The sequence below is a fragment of the Vibrio sp. 1-1(7) genome (assembly GCF_013048485.1).
Taxonomy (GTDB): domain Bacteria; phylum Pseudomonadota; class Gammaproteobacteria; order Enterobacterales; family Vibrionaceae; genus Vibrio; species Vibrio fujianensis.
In genome coordinates, this window is the sequence record NZ_VHSP01000004.1 from 232767 (window position 1) to 251633 (window position 18867).

Sequence of the window (18867 nt, forward strand, 5' to 3'; positions counted from 1 at the left end):
CTGATTAATTACTGCCACTTGGCTATTAAAATTGAATATAAATATCATGTGGTTGCCCATCACGCTCGACCGTAAGGTTAAGCTCGGTTAAATCCGACATAGATTGAAATACTTGAGTCATCACACTCGGATCGGTTAAATCTAACCCATTTAGTTGTATTGCGATATCGCCCGCTTGTAGCCCCACCGCTTGAAATAATGCAGAATCTTTCCCCGGACTGACTCGATAACCGATGATGTTGTCATCCTGCTTAATTTGAGACAAAGCCACGTATTTAAAGATTTCTTGAGGGTTACGCCTGATCTCATCACGAATTGCAGCCAACTTATCTTCCACGGATGCGTCGATAGAGGCATGAGAGGATGAATGAACGGCTTGTTGAATGACGGCAGTCTGATACTCTCGCCCTTCTAACATTAACGTTTCATCCCGACCGGAATTATCAATGATGACTCGATCAGCAAACACCGCTTTTAATACTGCTTGCGTGCCTTCTATTTCCTCATGTAATCCATAAGTATTCTGTTGGCCTCGATTAGCAATCACCGCAAGACTACGCTGCTGCTCTGTACTTGCCACCACACCCACTAATGTTAAGTTAAGACGAGTCGGTGGGGCATCTACTTTTACTGTGCTTGTGACCGGAGATGCAATTTGCACCAAATAAGGGCCAAATAAATCACTCTTTCTTAACGACTGGATATTGAGACGAGCCGGTGCAGATGCGGCAACAGGAGCGGCTGCCACCCATTGGGCAACAGTCGGCTTAGGCTGAAAAATGAACCAGAAGCTCTGCCCGACCACCCAAGCGGATAACGCAACCGCTAAGATCGTGAATATCTGACTCAATGGTGACTGGCAACGTAAAAATAAGGGCCAACTTCCATTTAAGCGCCATTGGGTTAAGTCCATTCGTTTCACACGGTATCCCTAATGAGGTTTTAATATCGATAAATGACGTCGGAGTATCACGGTTAAGGTAATGGTTCAGTATACATGAGCCAAATAATAGGTGCGACAAGTGCCTTACTTTTCTTGTGATAAGCGTTGGCTTTCACTTGAAAAATGATAATTTGATCACCATTATTTTGAATAAATATCGTGATTCTAACGCTTCACTCATCAACAGCGAATTTGCTAGGCTCATTCTCATTCAAGATAATCAACGTATCCAAAAGAGTCTAAACCATTTACATAGAGGTAATTATTCAATATGAGTTCCCCTGCACCAGCAATTAGGCTGGATAAATGGCTATGGGCCGCAAGATTTTATAAAACTCGCTCGATAGCACGAAATATGGTTGACGGTGGAAAAGTCCACTATAATGGGCAACGAAGTAAGCCCAGCAAACTCGTTGAAATTGGAGCAACCATTACCTTACGTCAAGGTAGTGAAGAAAAAACCATCGTCGTTGAGCAACTGTCTGAGCAAAGACGAGGGGCCCCTGAAGCACAGGCCCTTTATACAGAAACCAGTGAAAGTATCGTGAAACGTGAACGCCAAGCACTGATGCATAAACTGAATGCTCATAATCCGAGTCCTGATCGTCGGCCAGATAAAAAACAACGCCGCGATCTTCTCAAATTCAAACATCAATAAACATTAGCCGGATCACTCTTATGACTACACAAACAATGGCCAATAATCAATTACACCGTTATCTATTTGAAGACTTGTCGGTACGAGGCGAATTGGTCCAACTGGATGACGTATTTCAACACATCATCGCCAGCCAAGAGTATCCACAACCCGTGCAGACACTGCTTGGAGAGCTACTGGTTGCCACCACCTTATTGACCGCAACGTTAAAGTTTGAAGGCTCGATTACCCTACAACTGCATGGCGATGGCCCGGTGTCTCTCGCGGTGATTAATGGTGATAACCAGCAAAACGTACGTGGGGTTGCACGCTGGCAAGGAGATATTCCACCCGAGGCGAACTTACATCAATTGATGGGAAAAGGACATTTAGTGATCACTATAGAACCAAAACAAGGTGAACGTTATCAAGGTGTCGTCGGTTTAGAAGGTGATAATCTATCCGAAGTTCTAGAAGGGTATTTCTTGCGATCGGAACAGTTAAAAACTCGCTTATGGATTCGTACCGGTGAATATGATGGCAAGCCACATGCTGCAGGGATGTTATTGCAAGTGATGCCTGACGGAACAGGAACCGCAGATGATTTTGAGCACCTAGAGCAGCTCACCAATACCATCAAAGCTGAAGAACTCTTTGCTTTACCAGCCAATGAGCTGTTATATCGTCTTTATAATCAAGAAAAGGTTCAGTTATTCACCGCTCAAGCGGTTACCTTCAAATGTGGCTGTTCACGGGAACGTAGTGCAGCCGCGATTATGACGATCGAAAAAGAGCAAATTAACACCATTTTAGCGGAAGAAGGCGCGATTGCTCTGCACTGTGATTACTGTGGAACAACTTACTCCTTTGATCACGCCCAAGTCAGCAAATTATGGCTAGAGCAAACATCAGAAAAGCCCACCCTCCATTAATTTCCTGCGCTTAACAAGCACGTAAAAAACCACCTACAGCCAGCTTATTGCTGGCTGTTTTATGTTTGAAAAACGAGAAAAATCAATAATTACCGCCACCGTACACCATACTTACTTTCTAATGAATATTAATTTTTTGCTCTAGCACAACGCTTTGTGCACAAGATAGAATAACGAAAGCCTATATCTGTGACGGGTTACATAAAACCTCGAGTAAAGCATGGACAATCTTTGAGCTAGCTCCCTGTTTTTTACCTACCCCGTTGCTAGCATGGTGGACAGATAACAATTACATTTTTTTACAAAATCCCTACAAAATCCTAATTAAGGAGCACCTATGACTGTGATGGAACAAAACAAGGCTGCACAATTAGATCTTACCCAGTATGGCATAATCGATGCGGTTGAAGTTATTCGCAACCCGAGCTATGACCAGTTATACAACGAGGAAACTCGCGCAGATTTGGAAGGCTACGAAAAAGGCGTGGTCACCGAACTGGGAGCCGTGGCTGTTGATACGGGCGTCTTTACTGGCCGCTCACCGAAAGACAAGTTCATTGTCAAAGACGACACGACTCGTGACACGCTTTGGTGGACCTCTGAACAAGCCAAAAACGATAACAAACCCATTAATCAAACTGTTTGGAACGAACTAAAATCTTTAGTTTCCAAACAATTATCAAATAAACGCTTATTTGTCCTAGATGGCTATTGTGGTGCTAATGCCGACACTCGTTTGTGTGTGCGCTTCATTACCGAAGTGGCTTGGCAAGCTCACTTTGTCAAAAACATGTTCATCCGTCCATCGGATGATGAATTAGCCAACTTTACCCCAGACTTTGTGGTGATGAACGGTGCCAAGTGCACGAATGATAAATGGCAAGAGCATGGATTAAACTCTGAAAACTTCACAGTTTTTAACCTGACTGAGAAAATGCAGCTGATTGGAGGCACTTGGTACGGTGGCGAAATGAAAAAAGGTATATTCGCCATGATGAACTACTTCCTGCCACTACAAGGGGTTGCTTCAATGCACTGCTCTGCCAATATGGGCAAAGACGGTGATGTGGCGATTTTCTTCGGCCTCTCTGGTACAGGTAAAACAACGCTTTCAACTGACCCTAAACGCGCCTTAATTGGTGATGATGAACATGGTTGGGATGATGATGGGGTCTTTAACTTCGAGGGGGGATGTTACGCAAAAACCATCAAACTCTCTAAAGAAGCCGAGCCTGATATTTATAATGCGATTCGCCGTGATGCACTCTTAGAAAACGTGACGGTACGTGGCGATGGTTCGATTGACTTTGATGACGGTTCGAAAACAGAAAACACCCGTGTTTCTTACCCCATTTACCATATCGAAAACATCGTTAAACCCGTATCAAAAGGTGGCCATGCCAATAAAGTTATCTTCCTTTCAGCAGATGCCTTTGGTGTGTTACCACCGGTCTCTAAATTAACGCCCGAACAAACCAAGTACCATTTCTTATCTGGTTTTACAGCAAAACTAGCGGGTACTGAACGCGGAATTACTGAGCCAACACCAACATTCTCAGCCTGCTTTGGAGCTGCATTTTTAACCTTGCATCCAACCAAATATGCTGAAGTGCTGGTGAAACGAATGGAAGCGGCTGGCGCAGAAGCTTACTTGGTCAATACCGGCTGGAATGGTTCTGGTAAACGCATCTCGATTAAAGATACACGCGGCATTATTGATGCGATCCTTGATGGTTCTATCGAAAAATCAGAAACCAAGCAAATTCCAATCTTTAATTTGGAAGTTCCAACCTCATTACCGGGGGTTGATCCTGCGATTCTGGATCCTCGTGATACTTATGTTGACCCACTACAATGGGAAAGCAAAGCGAAAGATCTTGCCTCTCGTTTCATCAATAACTTTGAGAAATATACCGACAACGCCGAAGGTAAAGCTCTGGTTTCTGCAGGGCCACAATTAGATTAATTGTGATAACTCACTAGCAAAGCCCCTTAATGAGGGGCTTTTTTAGTTGAAGCAAAACAAGATTTGCTCCAAGCTTATCTCGGTTGAAGGTGAAATATAAATTAGGGACAAATGAAAAAAATAGTCGCATTAGGAATCGGATGTTTCACACTAGTGTTGATAGTTATTTCACTTATCTTTGCCCTGTTGTATACCCACTATTTGACTCCCAGCGTTCAGTGGTTAACCTCCCAGTTATGGCCGGGACGCCTGACCTTTAGCCGTGTTGAATACCACTATCCACTGCACTTTCGTTTATCTCATCCGACAATTACTCTTGAGGAACACAGCCTCTCCCTTGAGCAACTTGATATTTGGCTCAATCCTCAAATTATGGAAAATGGTAAATGGCAGGTGGACAGTCTGCTAATTCAAGGAGGAAACTTTACCTCTGAACGCCCCGTTAACTTCCCTCTCACTCATTGGACAATCGCCCATTTAGCGCTACAAAATATTGAGGTAGCTGGGCATGAGTTCATCGCACAAGGTGTCAACTTACAAATCAAACACCCCCAGTGGCTAGCAAGAGATCAATGGCTTCCCTATGGAGCACTGCAACTCACCGCCAAGCAGCTTGATTGGCAAGGCGAAACCATAAAAACACTACTGGTTGATGCTAACTATCGACCGCAGGATAGCACCATTTATGGGGCTTCATTTGAATGGAATGGATCCCAAGTATCTGGCCAAGCAGAACAGTACCCAACGGGGTGGTCACTGATAAACACCACGATCAACCAACTCAACCTAACGGGTAATACGATTAATGCTTTACAATCTTACTGGCCAGCGATCACGCGCTATCTGCACCATATTAATAGCCTAGATATCTTACAGAGCCATCTTGCTTTCCAAGATATCGAGATAGAAAATTTCAACTTATCCCTTGAGAATATCGTTTTACCACATTCAGTTTGGCAGCAAGAAGCGGCTTATCTGTCACTAAATGCCGATAAGATTGAATGGCAACAACTCGAATGGATTGAGCCAGCCTTTCAGCTTACACTTAGCCCGCAACGTATCGATATTAAAGAATTCAGCTCACAGCTATTGCAAGGCTATGTACAATTTACTGGGCAACTCTCTCCGACCCATTTGAACATGGAGCGCTTAACACTCAATGGCATCAAGTGGCTTGATGAAGCGATTGCTATCCCAAAATGGCCGACAGCCTTGGCTCAGATCGAACACATCACCCTAGAGCAACTAAGTGGGAGTAATCTACAGATTATTCAACTAGCAACCCAGCCCATTTGGCAGTTATCAGGGCTTAATATTGAAGGCAACAACCTAGAAGTGATGAAACAACATCAGTGGGGACTATGGAATGGCCAACTGACTCTCAGCGCCAACAGCGCCAGCGTCGCCGACCTTATTGCGACACAAGCAATCATAGAAATGCAAAGCCAGCAGGGCGATTGGCAAATCAAGCGTGCTTTTTTCCCCTTAACACAAGGATACATTGATTTGGTTGGCAGTTGGCATTTTACGCAACCTAGCGCACCGTGGTCTATCGAACTGCATACTGACAGTATTCCCTTAACGCTGCTCAATACTTGGAACATGTTGCCTTTTAAACTGGATGCTTTCGCGGATATTGATTTGCAACTTCATGGATTATCTGGTGATTATGCCATGTTAAGTCACTCTTTAGATGGCGAGATACAAGCCAGCTTACGCTCAGGGCTCCTCTCATTTCAGCAACAGAACACGCTCACGATTCAGCCATTTCAACTCGATAACCTTCACTTACAAGCAGATCGAGGTAGAATTGTCTTAGCTGAATCAACATTGCTTGGCCCAGCCTTATCGGCCAAACTCTCTGGAGAACTGGATTTGCTAGCCCCACAACAAGGGAAATTTGAGCTAACTTTAGAGCAAAAATGTCAGCTTATCCGTTTTGATCTATTACGTCGTCAACAACACAGTCAGTCAGTTCCAAACTGCTCGGCTATCCATTCTGACGAGCCTGTTCAATGATACTAAGGTAATCGGGAATCAACATATAAGTCCCGGTAAATTCAACCGCTTCAGTATTGCCGCTACGAATATACACTTTCACCACAATACGCGCTTTACGGCCAGAAGCTAGACGATCCAAATCACCGCTTATTTCATCAAGAGAGGTTGAAGCCACTGGATTATGCACGATTGGATAATGATAACGAATTCGGCTATCGACAAGCACAATATCACCATGTAAATCCCGCTCTCGCATCAACAACCAAGCCATTCCCCACCCGGTCAACGTGGCTAATGTAAACGCAGACCCTGCAAATAAGGTATTATGCGGATTTAAATTAGGGTTAAGCTGAGCACTACACTGAAATTGATATCCGGTATATTGCTGTACTTTAATCCCCATTTTTTCACTGATCGGGATATGTTCCGCCCAACGTTCTTGTAACTCACTGCACCATTCTGGTGTGCGAATGACATTGGCCATGGGATCGAGCGTTTTTACCATTTGCTGATGACGTACCGGGCCACGTTCATCGGTCAATGCACCTCGCCGCTCAAAACCATTTTTGGTATAAAAGGCAATGGCATCTTCGCGAGCATTACAGACTAGCCGTTTGGCTCCCTCTTGTTGAGCAAGCGACTCAAGCGCAATCAATAGTAATGAGCCCATGCCTTTATTACGACGACTCGACTTAACCGCCATATACCGAATTTGCCCTTCACAATCTGGAGTAATATATAAACGGCCAATCGCCATCGGTCGGCCTCGCCCATCAACAATCATTCGATGGTGGCTCATCACGTCATATTCATCGCGTTCCGATCCTATCGGCATTCGCCAAGGCTCACGCAGCATCTGCCAACGAAAATAGTAATACTTGTTGAGCTGATTCTCTGTTTTTGGCGTAATAAGTTTAAACATAGATTCCCTTCCAAAGCGCGTAAAAATACGCGTCGGCTAAACCTGTAACCAAAAGGTTACGGGGCCATCATTAATCAGTGATACTTTCATATCTTGTGCAAAGCGTCCACGTTGTGTCGGTAGCATCGTGACACATAAATCCGAAAAATAATTATACAGATGCTCCGCTTGCTCGGGGGCAGCACCACGAGAAAAACCAGCGCGTGTCCCTTTTTTGGTATCGGCTGGTAGAGTAAATTGAGAAACGACTAAGAGACTTCCCGCCACATCCTGAACGCTTAAGTTCATTTTCCCGGCCTCATCTTCAAAGACTCGATAGCGAGTTACCCGCTCAACAAGACGTTTAGCTTTCGCCTCACAATCATCCCGTTCAACCCCTAATAGTACCAATAAGCCTTGTCCAATCTGACCAACAATTTCTCCATCGACCTTCACGGACGCCTCACTCACTCGTTGAATCAATGCGATCACTATCCACTTCTCCTGGTTTCTTTTCTAATCGGGCTGAAGAGTCTACCATGTTCGTCGTTTGTCTCCATCGCTCGCTTTCACCAAGAGCAGCCGTGACTTCCGCCCCCACGAGTACGATCAACCAACATAAATACACCCAAACAAATAAAATGGGGATAGCCGCCAATGCGCCATAGATCAACTGATAAGAGGGAAATTGCGTGATATAAACCGCAAAGGCTTTTTTACTTAACTCAAATAAAATGGCCGCAACAAACGCCCCTGATAAAGCATGAGCAAAACGAACCTTTTTATTGGGTACTAATACATAAAGCCCAATAAAAGCAAATAGGGAAAGCAAAAAAGGCAACCGTCGTAAGAAAAAATTAAACGCACCACTAAGCGCTTCACTGTCGAGTAGCTTTAATGACGTAATATAAGAGGTGACAGCAATACTCGTACCAACCAATATTGGGCCTAAGGTTAAAATCATCCAATAGATAGAAAAAGAAAAGATCGGCCGCCGTTTATTACGGACTCGCCAAATATAATTCAAATTTTTATCAATATTGGAGATAAGCATTAGCGCTGCGATAAATAAAAAAGCACCACCCACCGCCGTCATTTTCCCGGTATTACTGACAAATTCGAGCAATGCTTGACTGACGGCATCACCAGCAGCAGGAACAAAGTGAGTGATCACAAAGTCCTGAATGATATCACCCACATTATCAAAAATCGTAAATGAGGAAAGTACGGAGAGAAGAACGGTCAACATCGGCACAATAGATAGCAAAGTAATATAAGCTAAATATCCGGCACTGACGTTGATTCGATCGTGATCCATTCGGTTAAGTACGTAGCGACCAAAGTGCAGGCCATGCTTAACAACGGGCTTTAATTGCATATTTATCCCTTTATCCATCCCTCATTCGTCCGAAGATTCTACTAAAAAACCGTGAAAACACCTCATCTAGATAAGCTAGCTTACCTTAAAAAATAAAAAAGCCCTTAACCATTACAGCCAAGGGCTAAATAATCCCATTTATACCTTTCCTACTTGAAGCTACAGGGGGTGGCTATGTTCGTTCACCCCAATCACATCGCCTGTCTATGCTCACGGGAGTTCACTCACTTACCGCCTACCTGCCACTTCAAGTTGTTTGGGTATAGTGATTATTTATTGTCACGCGCCGCACGTTTACGATCGTTTTCAGTCAGGTGTTTCTTACGAATACGGATACTTTTCGGTGTAACTTCAACCAACTCGTCGTCATCAATAAACTCTAAAGCTTGTTCAAGCGTGTATTTAATCGCTGGAGTCAACACTTGAGCTTCATCAGTTCCTGATGCACGAACGTTAGTCAGTTGCTTACCTTTCAGACAGTTAACGGTTAAATCGTTTGAACGGTTATGAATTCCCACGATCTGACCTTCATACACTTCATCCGCATGCTCAGTAAATAGACGGCCACGCTCTTGTAGATTAAACAAAGCGTAGGTTAACGCTTTACCTGTCGCATTTGAGATCAAAACACCATTCATACGCTGACCAATATCACCACCTTTATGTGGGCCATAGTGATCAAAAGTATGATAAAGCAAACCAGAACCTGAAGTGAGGGTCATAAACTCGGTTTGGAAACCAATCAAACCACGTGAAGGCATGATAAAATCTAGACGAACTCGGCCTTTACCATCTGGAGACATATCTTTTAGCTCACCTTTACGTAAGCCAATTTTCTCCATGATACCGCCTTGATGCTCTTCCATGACATCAATCGTCACCGTTTCAAACGGTTCCATCAGTTGACCATTCTCTTCTTTCAAAATAACTTCCGGACGAGAAACAGCCAATTCAAAGCCTTCACGACGCATATTCTCGATTAAAATCGAAAGATGCAATTCACCACGGCCAGAAACACGGAATTTATCTGGATCATCGGTTTGCTCTACACGCAGTGCTACGTTGTGCACCAATTCTTTTTCCAAACGTTCTAGAATATTACGTGAAGTCACAAATTTGCCTTCTTTACCGGCAAATGGTGAGGTGTTGACTTGGAAGGTCATAGTCACAGTCGGCTCATCAACACTCAATGGTTTTAGCGCTTCCACTGCATTCACATCACAGATCGTATCAGAAATTTTTAGTTCACCCAGCCCCGTAATCGCAACGATATCACCCGCTGTCGCTTGTTCGGTTTCTGAACGTTGCAAACCAAGATAACCCAATACCGTACCAACTTTACCATTCCGTTTTTTACCATCAGCAGAAACAATGGTGACTTGTTGATTGGCTTTAACTGTACCACGCGTAACACGCCCCACACCGATAACGCCAACATATGAGCTGTAATCGAGCTGAGAGATCTGCATTTGTAATGGGCCATCAAGATCAACTTGTGGAGGCTCAACATTATCCACAATCGCTTGGAACAAGGGCTCCATATTTTCGCCAGTTTCGCCTTCTTCCAAGGTCGCCCAGCCATTTAATGCTGAAGCATAAACCACTTGGAAATCCAGTTGCTCATCACTTGCTCCTAGGTTATCAAAGAGATCAAACACTTGATCCATAACCCAATCAGGACGCGCGCCAGGACGGTCAATTTTATTGATAACGACAATCGGCTTTAAGCCATGAGCAAAGGCTTTTTGTGTCACAAAACGAGTTTGTGGCATTGGGCCATCAACGGCATCAACGATTAAGCAAACGCAATCTACCATAGACATAATACGCTCAACTTCACCACCGAAGTCAGCGTGTCCAGGAGTATCAACGATGTTAATCCTATAACCGTTCCAGTTAATTGCGGTATTTTTTGCCAAGATGGTGATACCACGTTCTTTTTCGATATCGTTCGAGTCCATGACTCGCTCTTCGATGTCACCACGAGACTCTAACGTACCCGACTGCTGGAGTAGTTTATCTACCAAGGTCGTTTTGCCGTGGTCAACGTGCGCGATAATCGCGATATTTCTTAGTTTTTCAATCTGTGGAGTAGCCATGGAGTTTTGCTTCACTTATTACACAAAGAGCTCATTTTTACGGGAGTGCAAAAACGTAGCCTAAATTTCGGTTAAAAAAATGGTCAATAATGTACCAGATTCTGGCAAAAAACCTAGAAAAATGTGATCTATCTCAGCCAATTTTATCTTGTTAAAGATTAGTCGCCAATTTCATTTAATACAAACCTTCATCAAACACGACAAATCCAGATTGACAAGACCACAAATAGTCGGCTGAATGAAGTGTCTTTGCGAGAAACTGGTGCATACCAACGACATAAAAGCACCAAATTGGTGCATTGGTGGATCATAGCGGTGCATTGGTATGCACCAAGATAAGACAAAATCACACAATCAATTGATTTTATGGACATTAATAAGTTGGCACGATTATCGCTGTAATTAAATCGCATCGATTAAGTCATAATAAAAGCATTAATCTATGCAGATTTCATTTTGATTCGAGCCCAAACCGCTTTATTAACACTGGAGGTTATCCAAGATGTCAGTAGAAAACGTTCTATCGCTGATCCAAGAAAACGAAGTTAAGTTTGTTGACCTACGCTTCACCGACACGAAAGGTAAAGAGCAACACATCTCAATTCCTGCTCACCAAATCGACGCAGACTTCTTCGAAGAAGGAAAAATGTTCGATGGTTCATCCGTTGCTGGCTGGAAAGGTATCAATGAATCAGACATGGTCATGATGCCAGACGCCTCATCTGCCGTACTTGATCCATTTACAGACGATGCCACCGTCAATATTCGTTGTGACATTCTAGAGCCAGCAACAATGCAAGGCTATGATCGCGATCCTCGCTCAATTGCTAAACGTGCGGAAGATTATATGCGTTCAACAGGAATTGCCGATACGGTTCTTGTTGGGCCTGAACCAGAATTCTTCCTGTTTGATGATGTCAAATTTGCAACCAATATGTCAGGTTCTTTCTTTAAAATTGATGACGTCGAAGCCGCATGGAATACCGGATCTGACTACGAAGACGGTAACAAGGGCCACCGTCCAGGCGTGAAAGGCGGTTATTTTCCAGTCGCTCCAGTTGACTCATCGCAAGACATTCGTAGTGCAATGTGTTTGATCATGGAAGAGATGGGGCTAGTGGTTGAAGCACACCACCACGAAGTCGCCACGGCAGGCCAAAATGAAATCGCTACTCGTTTCAATACATTAACCACAAAAGCAGATGAAATCCAAATCTATAAGTACGTGGTTCATAACGTTGCTCATGCATTCGGTAAAACAGCAACCTTCATGCCTAAACCCTTAGTCGGTGATAACGGCAGCGGTATGCATGTTCACCAATCACTGGCAAAAGACGGTGTCAACCTCTTTGCTGGTGATAAATATGGCGGTCTGTCTGAAACGGCACTGTACTACATTGGTGGTATCATCAAACATGCTCGTGCACTGAATGCGTTCACCAACCCATCCACCAACTCTTATAAGCGTTTAGTTCCTGGCTTTGAAGCTCCAGTCATGCTGGCCTACTCTGCGCGTAACCGTAGTGCTTCTATCCGTATTCCTATTGTACCAAGCGCAAAAGCTCGTCGCGTAGAAGTCCGTTTCCCCGATCCTGCAGCAAACCCATACCTTGCTTTTGCTGCATTACTTATGGCGGGTCTTGATGGCATCAAAAATAAGATCCACCCAGGCGATGCCATGGATAAAGACTTATACGACCTTCCTGCAGAAGAAGCAGCAGAAATTCCAACGGTTGCAGAATCATTACAGCAGGCATTACAGAATCTAGATGAAGATCGAGAATTTCTTACTGCTGGGGGTGTTTTCTCCGATGATTTCATCAACTCTTATATCCATCTGAAATCAAAAGATGTTGAACGTATTAACATGGCCGTTCATCCACTCGAGTTTGAACTTTACTATTCGGTATAAATCTCATTTTGTGGAAAACCATTCTTTTTGCACAATAAATTTAGGCTCGCCTCGCAGGCGGGCCTTTTCTCTATTGGGGTTTAACTCGCTTCGATTTAACATGATGGTTACATACTAGGACACTCTTACGTCTTACGCTTCCCTTACTTAACGCGCTCATATTGAGGTGAGTTATGAAATGGTCTTCCAGAGTTTATTTACTGTTTATCCTTTTATTTACTCTAAATGTTTATGCCGGAAACGCATATGTTTGGGAGGATGAACATGGCGTAGTGCACTTCAGCGATTTTCCACAAGATTCAACGGCTCAAACGATCTCTCTTCCAGATTATGACGCTGCAGCTCCCGATCCAAAATTTGAAGAGCCGGTTCCCATCAATCCGCCAACAGAAGAATCTGTCATAGAAAAAAAACCAATCCCGCTACCTGAATTAACGATCGACATCATCCATCCAACTCAAGAACAAACCATTCGCAGCAATAAGGGAGAAATAAATATCGAGATAAAATTAAATAGAATGTTAAAAGTAAGCGAGCACTTACAATTACTGATGAACAATAAGCCTTACGGTGCACCAACCACGCAACCTCGATGGGAACTAAAAAACATCGATCGAGGAACTCATCTTTTTATGATCCAAGCACTAACAAACGGCAAGATTATTGCATCATCAAAAGTTGTAACGGTACATTTACATCGCGCCTCAGTTAATTAGTGAGTTAAAGAAGAAATTTCTTCCAGCGTTGAGCATCACACTTTGTTTTTATGTTTCGTTGCGCCATACTGGTTAAGCTAATGCACCAAATCGGTGCAAAGACAGATAAAACAGGGTGACTTGTGAGTGCAGAATTAAGTGCAACAATATTAAATCACATTGTAACCGCCACATTGATGCTGGATGAAACCTTGTGCGTCCGTTGCGCCAACCCTGCCGCAGAACAACTGTTTGCCCAAAGTGCGAAGCGCATCATCAACCAACCCTTATCCAAGCTTGTTCAACATGCCTCGATGGACTTGGCATTATTATCGCAACCACTGCAAAGTGGGCAGAGCATTACCGACAGTGATGTCACTTTTGTGGTGGATGGAAAACCGTTGATGCTAGAAGTAACGGTGAGTCCATTAACTTGGAAAAAAGAGCTAATGTTATTGGTTGAAATGAGGAAAATCGGCCAGCAACGACGACTGACCCAAGAACTTAACCAACACGCCCAGCAACAGGCCGCCAAGCTGTTGGTTCGAAGCCTCGCCCATGAAATAAAAAACCCACTAGGAGGATTACGCGGAGCGGCTCAACTACTGGAGCGAATGCTACCAGACCCAAGTTTAGTAGAATACACACACATTATTATTGAGCAAGCTGACCGTTTAAGAACATTAGTCGATCGCTTACTTGGCCCACAAAAACCGGGGAAGAAAAAACTCGAAAATTTACACCTCATCCTAGAAAAAGTTCGCCAGCTGGTAACGCTCGATACTAAAAACACATTAACGATTGAACGTGACTACGATCCAAGTCTACCTGAATTATTAATGGATACCGACCAAATTGAACAAGCACTACTCAATATCGTCAGTAATGCCGCACAAATTTTATCCCAACAACCCAATGGTCATATTACGCTACGTACCCGAACGGTTCACCAAGCGAATATTCATGGCCAACGACATAAACTGGTTGCCAGAATTGAGATTATTGATAATGGGCCAGGTATTCCATTAGAACTACAAGATACGCTTTTTTATCCCATGGTGAGTGGCCGAGAAGGAGGAACCGGGCTTGGGTTATCCATTTCACAAAACCTTATCGATCAACACAATGGGAAAATTGAAGTCGAAAGTTGGCCTGGAAGAACCACATTCACTATTTATTTGCCTATTTAAATTATCACTAATAATAAGCGGCTGTTCGGGGAGAAAGTCATGAGTAAAGGATATGTCTGGGTTGTCGATGATGACAGCGCTATACGCTGGGTGATGGAAAAAACCCTATCATCGGCCAATATAAAATGTGAGACGTTTACTGATGCAGAAAGTGTTCTCATGGCATTAGAACGGGAAACTCCCGATGTATTGATTTCAGATATTCGCATGCCTGGTATTGATGGTATTGAACTGCTCAATCAAATTCACTCTCGTACACCTGAACTTCCTGTCATCATCATGACCGCTCATTCAGACCTTGATGCAGCCGTAAATGCCTATCAAAAAGGTGCTTTTGAATACTTGGCGAAGCCCTTTGATGTTGACGAAGCTGTTACTTTAGCTGAGCGTGCAATTGCTCATAGTTATGAACAACGTAAAGAACACTCAAAACAGCAAAACATCCCCTACCATGCCCCTGAAATCATCGGTGAAGCTCCTGCAATGCAAGAAGTTTTTCGTGCTATCGGACGTCTTTCCCGCTCTTCAATATCAGTATTAATTAATGGAGAATCAGGAACAGGCAAAGAGTTAGTCGCCCATGCGTTACACCGACATAGTCCTAGAGCCCAAAAACCATTCATCGCTTTAAATATGGCCGCCATTCCAAAAGATTTAATTGAATCTGAATTATTTGGGCATGAAAAGGGGGCTTTTACAGGTGCTAACCATGTACGACAAGGTCGATTTGAACAAGCTAATGGCGGTACACTTTTCTTAGATGAAATCGGTGATATGCCTCTTGATATACAAACTCGTCTCTTGCGTGTTTTAGCCGATGGTCAGTTTTATCGCGTTGGCGGCCATTCAGCGATCAAAGTCGATGTACGAATTGTTGCCGCTACACACCAACATCTTGAAAAACTCGTACACCAAGGCAAGTTTCGTGAAGATCTCTTTCATCGACTGAATGTCATACGTATTCAGATTCCAGCACTGAGAGAACGTCGTCAAGATATTGAAAAGTTAACAAAACACTTCCTTGCACTTGCGGCAACAGAACTAGGTGTAGAGATGAAAACGCTACATCCTAAAAGTATTGAGATACTTAACCGTCTAGAATGGCCTGGAAATGTAAGACAATTAGAAAATATGTGTCGCTGGTTGACAGTGATGGCCAGCGGAACAGAAGTACTACCGAATGATTTTCCTCCTGAATTACTAGCGGAAAAGCCCTCCTTCGAACAAGAAGGTACGGATAGCTGGCAAAAGCAATTAGAAAATTGGGCCAAAGCAGCACTCTCAGCGGGACAAACTGAACTTCTTACACTCGCACAACCGGAATTTGAGCGAATTCTATTAGAAGTCGCCTTACATCATACCAATGGCCACAAACAAGAAGCTGCAAAAGTTTTAGGTTGGGGCCGTAATACGCTGACTCGTAAGCTGAAAGAACTATGTTGAGGTTATATTCATCAACATAATCCGTAATGAATAGAAAGAGATCCGTCAAATTAGCCTATTTATCGATAACTCATACTGACAGGGTCAATTTTGATTTTTATACTTAATACAGATTTCGACTTGGAAGAAGATAATGATAACGAAAAATATCCCATTGACTGATCTGCATCGCCATCTAGACGGTAATATTCGTACTCAAACCATTCTAGACTTAGGCAAACAATTCAATATCGCCCTCCCTGCTGATAACATCGAAGCGCTAACGCCGCACGTACAAATAGTAGAAGCCGAACCATCATTGGTCGCTTTTCTTGCTAAACTCGATTGGGGAGTAGCTGTGTTAGGTGATCTTAACGCTTGCCGACGCATCGCTTATGAAAATGTGGAAGACTTAGTGAATGCACAAATAGACTATGCGGAACTACGCTTTTCCCCTTACTATATGGCGATGAAACATAACCTTCCCCCCCAAGGGGTTGTAGAAGCCGTTATCGACGGAGTAAAAGCTGGAATTCGGGATTTTGACGTTTCAGTTAATCTTATCGGCATCATGAGCCGAACTTTTGGTACAGAAGCTTGTCAACAAGAACTTAATGCGATTCTCAGCCATAAAGAACACTTCGTTGCAGTCGATCTAGCTGGAGATGAATTAGGGCAACCTGGCGAACTCTTTGTTACACACTTTAAACAAGTCCGAGATGCCAATTTACATGTCACAGTACATGCTGGAGAAGCTGCGGGGCCAGAAAGTATGTGGCAAGCTATACGAGAACTAGGTGCAACACGTATTGGACATGGCGTAAAAGCGATTCATGACCCTAGCTTAATGGATTATCTCGCTAAACAGAAAATAGGTATTGAGTCATGTCTAACATCCAATATACAAACGAGTACTGTTGACAGTTTAATTCAACATCCCATTAAATCATTTTTAGAGCACGATATTTTAGCGTGTCTAAACACCGATGATCCTGCTGTTGAAGGCATCGAGCTCCCCTATGAATATAATATTGCAGCTTATAAGGCAGGGTTAACTCCGTCCCAAATTCATCAGGCACAAATGAATGGATTAGAAATGGCTTTTCTTTCTGACAAAGAAAAGCATCATCTTAAAATGAAAGCCTCTCAACGAGCTTAATGCTCCCTTGAGCATAACCATACTAATGTCAGTCACCACTTCAATAAGGGCTGACATTAACTCAATGTATCGATAGAGTAATATCAATCTAAATAAAAATATGATCTAATACCAATCTAAATAAAAATATGATCTAATTAAGGCTATTTAACTACTACCGTCATTCGTCATGAATAGCCTTAATAATATCGACTTTAAAAAGCTCGCCAGTCAGCAAAAATCCATTCAGATGAAAATGAGATTACTGGCTCTTGCTCATTTCAAAGATGGACAATCTCGAACACAAATTGCCAAATACCTAAAAGTGAGCCGCACTAGCGTAAACAAATGGGTTCAAACCTTTTTAGAGCACGGGCTCGAAGGTCTTCAAGAAAAACCAAGGACTGGGCGACCCGCCTTTCTTACCCCTGAGCAACGTGAGCAGTTAAGTCAGTTTATTAAAGCGCACGCGTCTGACTCTTCTGGTGGACGCTTAACGGGCAACGATATTCATGCCTATATCGTCAACGAATTTGGCAAACATTATCATCCTGACTCCATTTATTATTTACTTAATCATATGGGCTTTTCTTGGATAACCTCTCGTTCAAAGCACCCTAAACAATCACAGCAAGTCCAAGACGATTTTAAAAAAATTCAAAATCGAAACGATCCTGAAGATCCCAGGCCACATAAGCCTTGAGTCGGTTGATGTCTGGTTCCAAGACGAAGCCAGATTCGGTCAGCAGAATACAACGACTCGTCTTTGGGCACCGCGTGGGACTCGTCCGAGAGCAATCAAACAGCAGCAATTTGAATACGCTTATTTGTTTGGCTCAGTCTGCCCCGCAAGAGGGATAGGTGAAGCTATCATGGTGCCTTGGGTCAACAAAGAGATCATGATAAATCACCTCGCTCAAATCTCTAAAGCGACGATAAAAGGACGCCATGCCGTTGTGATCATGGATGGTGCAAGCTGGCATACCGATGATATTGCTGCGCAGTTTGACAATGTCAGTATCATCAAATTGCCGCCCTATTCACCAGAGCTCAATCCAATAGAACAGGTATGGAGTTGGTTACGACAACATTTCTTGGCGAACCAAAGTTTCACCAACTACAACGATATTGTCGAAAAGGTATGTCACGCATGGAATCGATTTTTGGAATGCACCGATAGGGTACAAAGAATGTGTAAAAGAGATTGGATTGAGCTGACCAGTTAATTTTCCAGATTGGTATAATTAAGGCTATTTAACTACTACCGTCATTCATCATGAATAGTCTTAATAGTATCAACTTTAAAAAGCTCGCCAGTCAGCAAAAATCCATTCAGATGAAAATGAGATTACTGGCTCTTGCTCATTTCAAAGATGGACAATCTCGAACACAAATTGCCAAATTTGTCATACGCTTATTTGTTTGGCTCAGTCTGCCCCGCAAGAGGGGTAGGTGAAGCTATCATAGTGCCTTGGGTCAACAAAGAGATCATGATAAATCACCTCGCTCAAATCTCTAAAGCGACAATAAAAGGACGCCATGCCGTTGTGATCATGGATGGTGCAAGCTGGCATACCGATGATATTGCTGCGCAGTTTGACAATGTCAGTATCATCAAATTGCCGCCCTATTCACCAGAGCTCAATCCAATAG

15 protein-coding genes and 1 pseudogene are annotated in these 18867 nt (G+C 43.2%); 11 read left to right on the forward strand and 5 right to left on the reverse strand.

The window, feature by feature from the left end; genetic code table 11:
- Positions 1-25: 25 nt before the first annotated feature.
- Positions 26-913, reverse strand: a complete 888-nt coding sequence (gspC, locus tag FKN05_RS13900; RefSeq protein WP_099610223.1) for a type II secretion system protein GspC — start codon at positions 911-913, stop codon at positions 26-28.
- 301 nt (positions 914-1214) lie between these two features.
- Here gspC and hslR point away from each other — a divergent pair, with 301 nt between their 5' ends.
- The 4 genes from hslR (at position 1215) to FKN05_RS13920 (ending at position 6497) form a co-directional block, all read left to right on the forward strand.
- The gene (hslR, locus tag FKN05_RS13905; RefSeq protein ID WP_099610222.1) at positions 1215-1601 is read left to right on the forward strand and encodes a ribosome-associated heat shock protein Hsp15; all 387 of its coding nucleotides are present in this window, start codon (positions 1215-1217) and stop codon (positions 1599-1601) included.
- A gap of 35 nt (positions 1602-1636) precedes the next feature.
- The gene (hslO, locus tag FKN05_RS13910) at positions 1637-2512 is read left to right on the forward strand and encodes an Hsp33 family molecular chaperone HslO (RefSeq protein WP_161427903.1); all 876 of its coding nucleotides are present in this window, start codon (positions 1637-1639) and stop codon (positions 2510-2512) included.
- A 337-nt stretch (positions 2513-2849) separates the two neighbouring features.
- The gene (gene pckA, locus FKN05_RS13915) at positions 2850-4478 is read left to right on the forward strand and encodes a phosphoenolpyruvate carboxykinase (ATP) (RefSeq protein ID WP_099610220.1); all 1629 of its coding nucleotides are present in this window, start codon (positions 2850-2852) and stop codon (positions 4476-4478) included.
- Between the two features lie 111 nt (positions 4479-4589).
- Positions 4590-6497: an AsmA family protein gene (locus FKN05_RS13920; protein WP_170887774.1), complete on the forward strand. Its 1908-nt coding sequence runs from the start codon at positions 4590-4592 to the stop codon at positions 6495-6497.
- On the opposite strand, the gene FKN05_RS13925 is transcribed toward FKN05_RS13920, so the two are convergent.
- From FKN05_RS13925 to typA, 4 genes are all read right to left on the reverse strand, one after another.
- Positions 6469-7401, reverse strand: a complete 933-nt coding sequence (locus FKN05_RS13925) for a bifunctional GNAT family N-acetyltransferase/hotdog fold thioesterase (protein WP_099610218.1) — start codon at positions 7399-7401, stop codon at positions 6469-6471. The genes FKN05_RS13920 and FKN05_RS13925 overlap by 29 nt on opposite strands.
- Before the next feature lie 36 nt (positions 7402-7437).
- Positions 7438-7872, reverse strand: a complete 435-nt coding sequence (dtd, locus tag FKN05_RS13930) for a D-aminoacyl-tRNA deacylase (RefSeq protein ID WP_099610217.1) — start codon at positions 7870-7872, stop codon at positions 7438-7440.
- Complete coding sequence (locus FKN05_RS13935; protein ID WP_099610281.1) at positions 7844-8758, reverse strand: virulence factor BrkB family protein; 915 nt, start codon at positions 8756-8758, stop codon at positions 7844-7846. Before FKN05_RS13935 ends, dtd begins: the two co-directional genes overlap by 29 nt.
- 269 nt (positions 8759-9027) lie before the next feature.
- A complete protein-coding gene (typA, locus tag FKN05_RS13940; protein WP_099610216.1) occupies positions 9028-10857 on the reverse strand; it encodes a translational GTPase TypA in 1830 nt (609 codons plus the stop codon).
- A 502-nt stretch (positions 10858-11359) separates the two neighbouring features.
- On the opposite strand from typA, the gene glnA reads away from it, so the two are divergent.
- From glnA to FKN05_RS13975, 7 genes and pseudogenes are all read left to right on the forward strand, one after another.
- Positions 11360-12769, forward strand: coding sequence for a glutamate--ammonia ligase (glnA, locus tag FKN05_RS13945; protein WP_099610215.1), 1410 nt, complete (start codon positions 11360-11362; stop codon positions 12767-12769).
- A 173-nt stretch (positions 12770-12942) separates the two neighbouring features.
- Entirely contained in the window at positions 12943-13485 is a 543-nt protein-coding gene (locus tag FKN05_RS13950; protein WP_099610214.1) for a DUF4124 domain-containing protein, read from the forward strand.
- Positions 13486-13607: 122 nt separating this feature from the next.
- On the forward strand, positions 13608-14654 hold the full coding sequence (gene glnL, locus FKN05_RS13955; RefSeq protein WP_099610213.1) for a nitrogen regulation protein NR(II): 1047 nt from the start codon (positions 13608-13610) through the stop codon (positions 14652-14654).
- Between the two features lie 39 nt (positions 14655-14693).
- A complete protein-coding gene (gene glnG, locus FKN05_RS13960) occupies positions 14694-16097 on the forward strand; it encodes a nitrogen regulation protein NR(I) (protein ID WP_099610212.1) in 1404 nt (467 codons plus the stop codon).
- Between the two features lie 133 nt (positions 16098-16230).
- Positions 16231-17235 (forward strand): adenosine deaminase, encoded by a 1005-nt coding sequence (gene add, locus FKN05_RS13965; RefSeq protein WP_099610211.1) that lies wholly within the window; start codon positions 16231-16233, stop codon positions 17233-17235.
- Positions 17236-17404: 169 nt separating this feature from the next.
- Positions 17405-18440, forward strand: a protein-coding gene (locus tag FKN05_RS13970; RefSeq protein ID WP_170887775.1) for an IS630 family transposase whose coding sequence is annotated in 2 segments (ribosomal slippage) — positions 17405-17863 and positions 17865-18440 — 1035 coding nt in all. Because the reading frame shifts where the segments join, the coding sequence is not laid out codon by codon here.
- 186 nt (positions 18441-18626) lie between these two features.
- Positions 18627-18867: pseudogene (locus tag FKN05_RS13975) on the forward strand (transposase); the annotation flags it as partial.

Bases quoted from the DNA above. Each gene is read 5' to 3' on its own strand.
- gspC (WP_099610223.1), bottom strand. From the start codon at position 913: ATGGACTTAACCCAATGGCGCTTAAATGGAAGTTGGCCCTTATTTTTA.
- hslR (WP_099610222.1), top strand. From the start codon at position 1,215: ATGAGTTCCCCTGCACCAGCAATTAGGCTGGATAAATGGCTATGGGCC.
- hslO (WP_161427903.1), top strand. From the start codon at position 1,637: ATGGCCAATAATCAATTACACCGTTATCTATTTGAAGACTTGTCGGTA.
- pckA (WP_099610220.1), top strand. From the start codon at position 2,850: ATGACTGTGATGGAACAAAACAAGGCTGCACAATTAGATCTTACCCAG.
- FKN05_RS13920 (WP_170887774.1), top strand. From the start codon at position 4,590: ATGAAAAAAATAGTCGCATTAGGAATCGGATGTTTCACACTAGTGTTG.
- FKN05_RS13925 (WP_099610218.1), bottom strand. From the start codon at position 7,401: ATGTTTAAACTTATTACGCCAAAAACAGAGAATCAGCTCAACAAGTAT.
- FKN05_RS13935 (WP_099610281.1), bottom strand. From the start codon at position 8,758: ATGCAATTAAAGCCCGTTGTTAAGCATGGCCTGCACTTTGGTCGCTAC.
- typA (WP_099610216.1), bottom strand. From the start codon at position 10,857: ATGGCTACTCCACAGATTGAAAAACTAAGAAATATCGCGATTATCGCG.
- glnA (WP_099610215.1), top strand. From the start codon at position 11,360: ATGTCAGTAGAAAACGTTCTATCGCTGATCCAAGAAAACGAAGTTAAG.
- FKN05_RS13950 (WP_099610214.1), top strand. From the start codon at position 12,943: ATGAAATGGTCTTCCAGAGTTTATTTACTGTTTATCCTTTTATTTACT.
- glnG (WP_099610212.1), top strand. From the start codon at position 14,694: ATGAGTAAAGGATATGTCTGGGTTGTCGATGATGACAGCGCTATACGC.
- add (WP_099610211.1), top strand. From the start codon at position 16,231: ATGATAACGAAAAATATCCCATTGACTGATCTGCATCGCCATCTAGAC.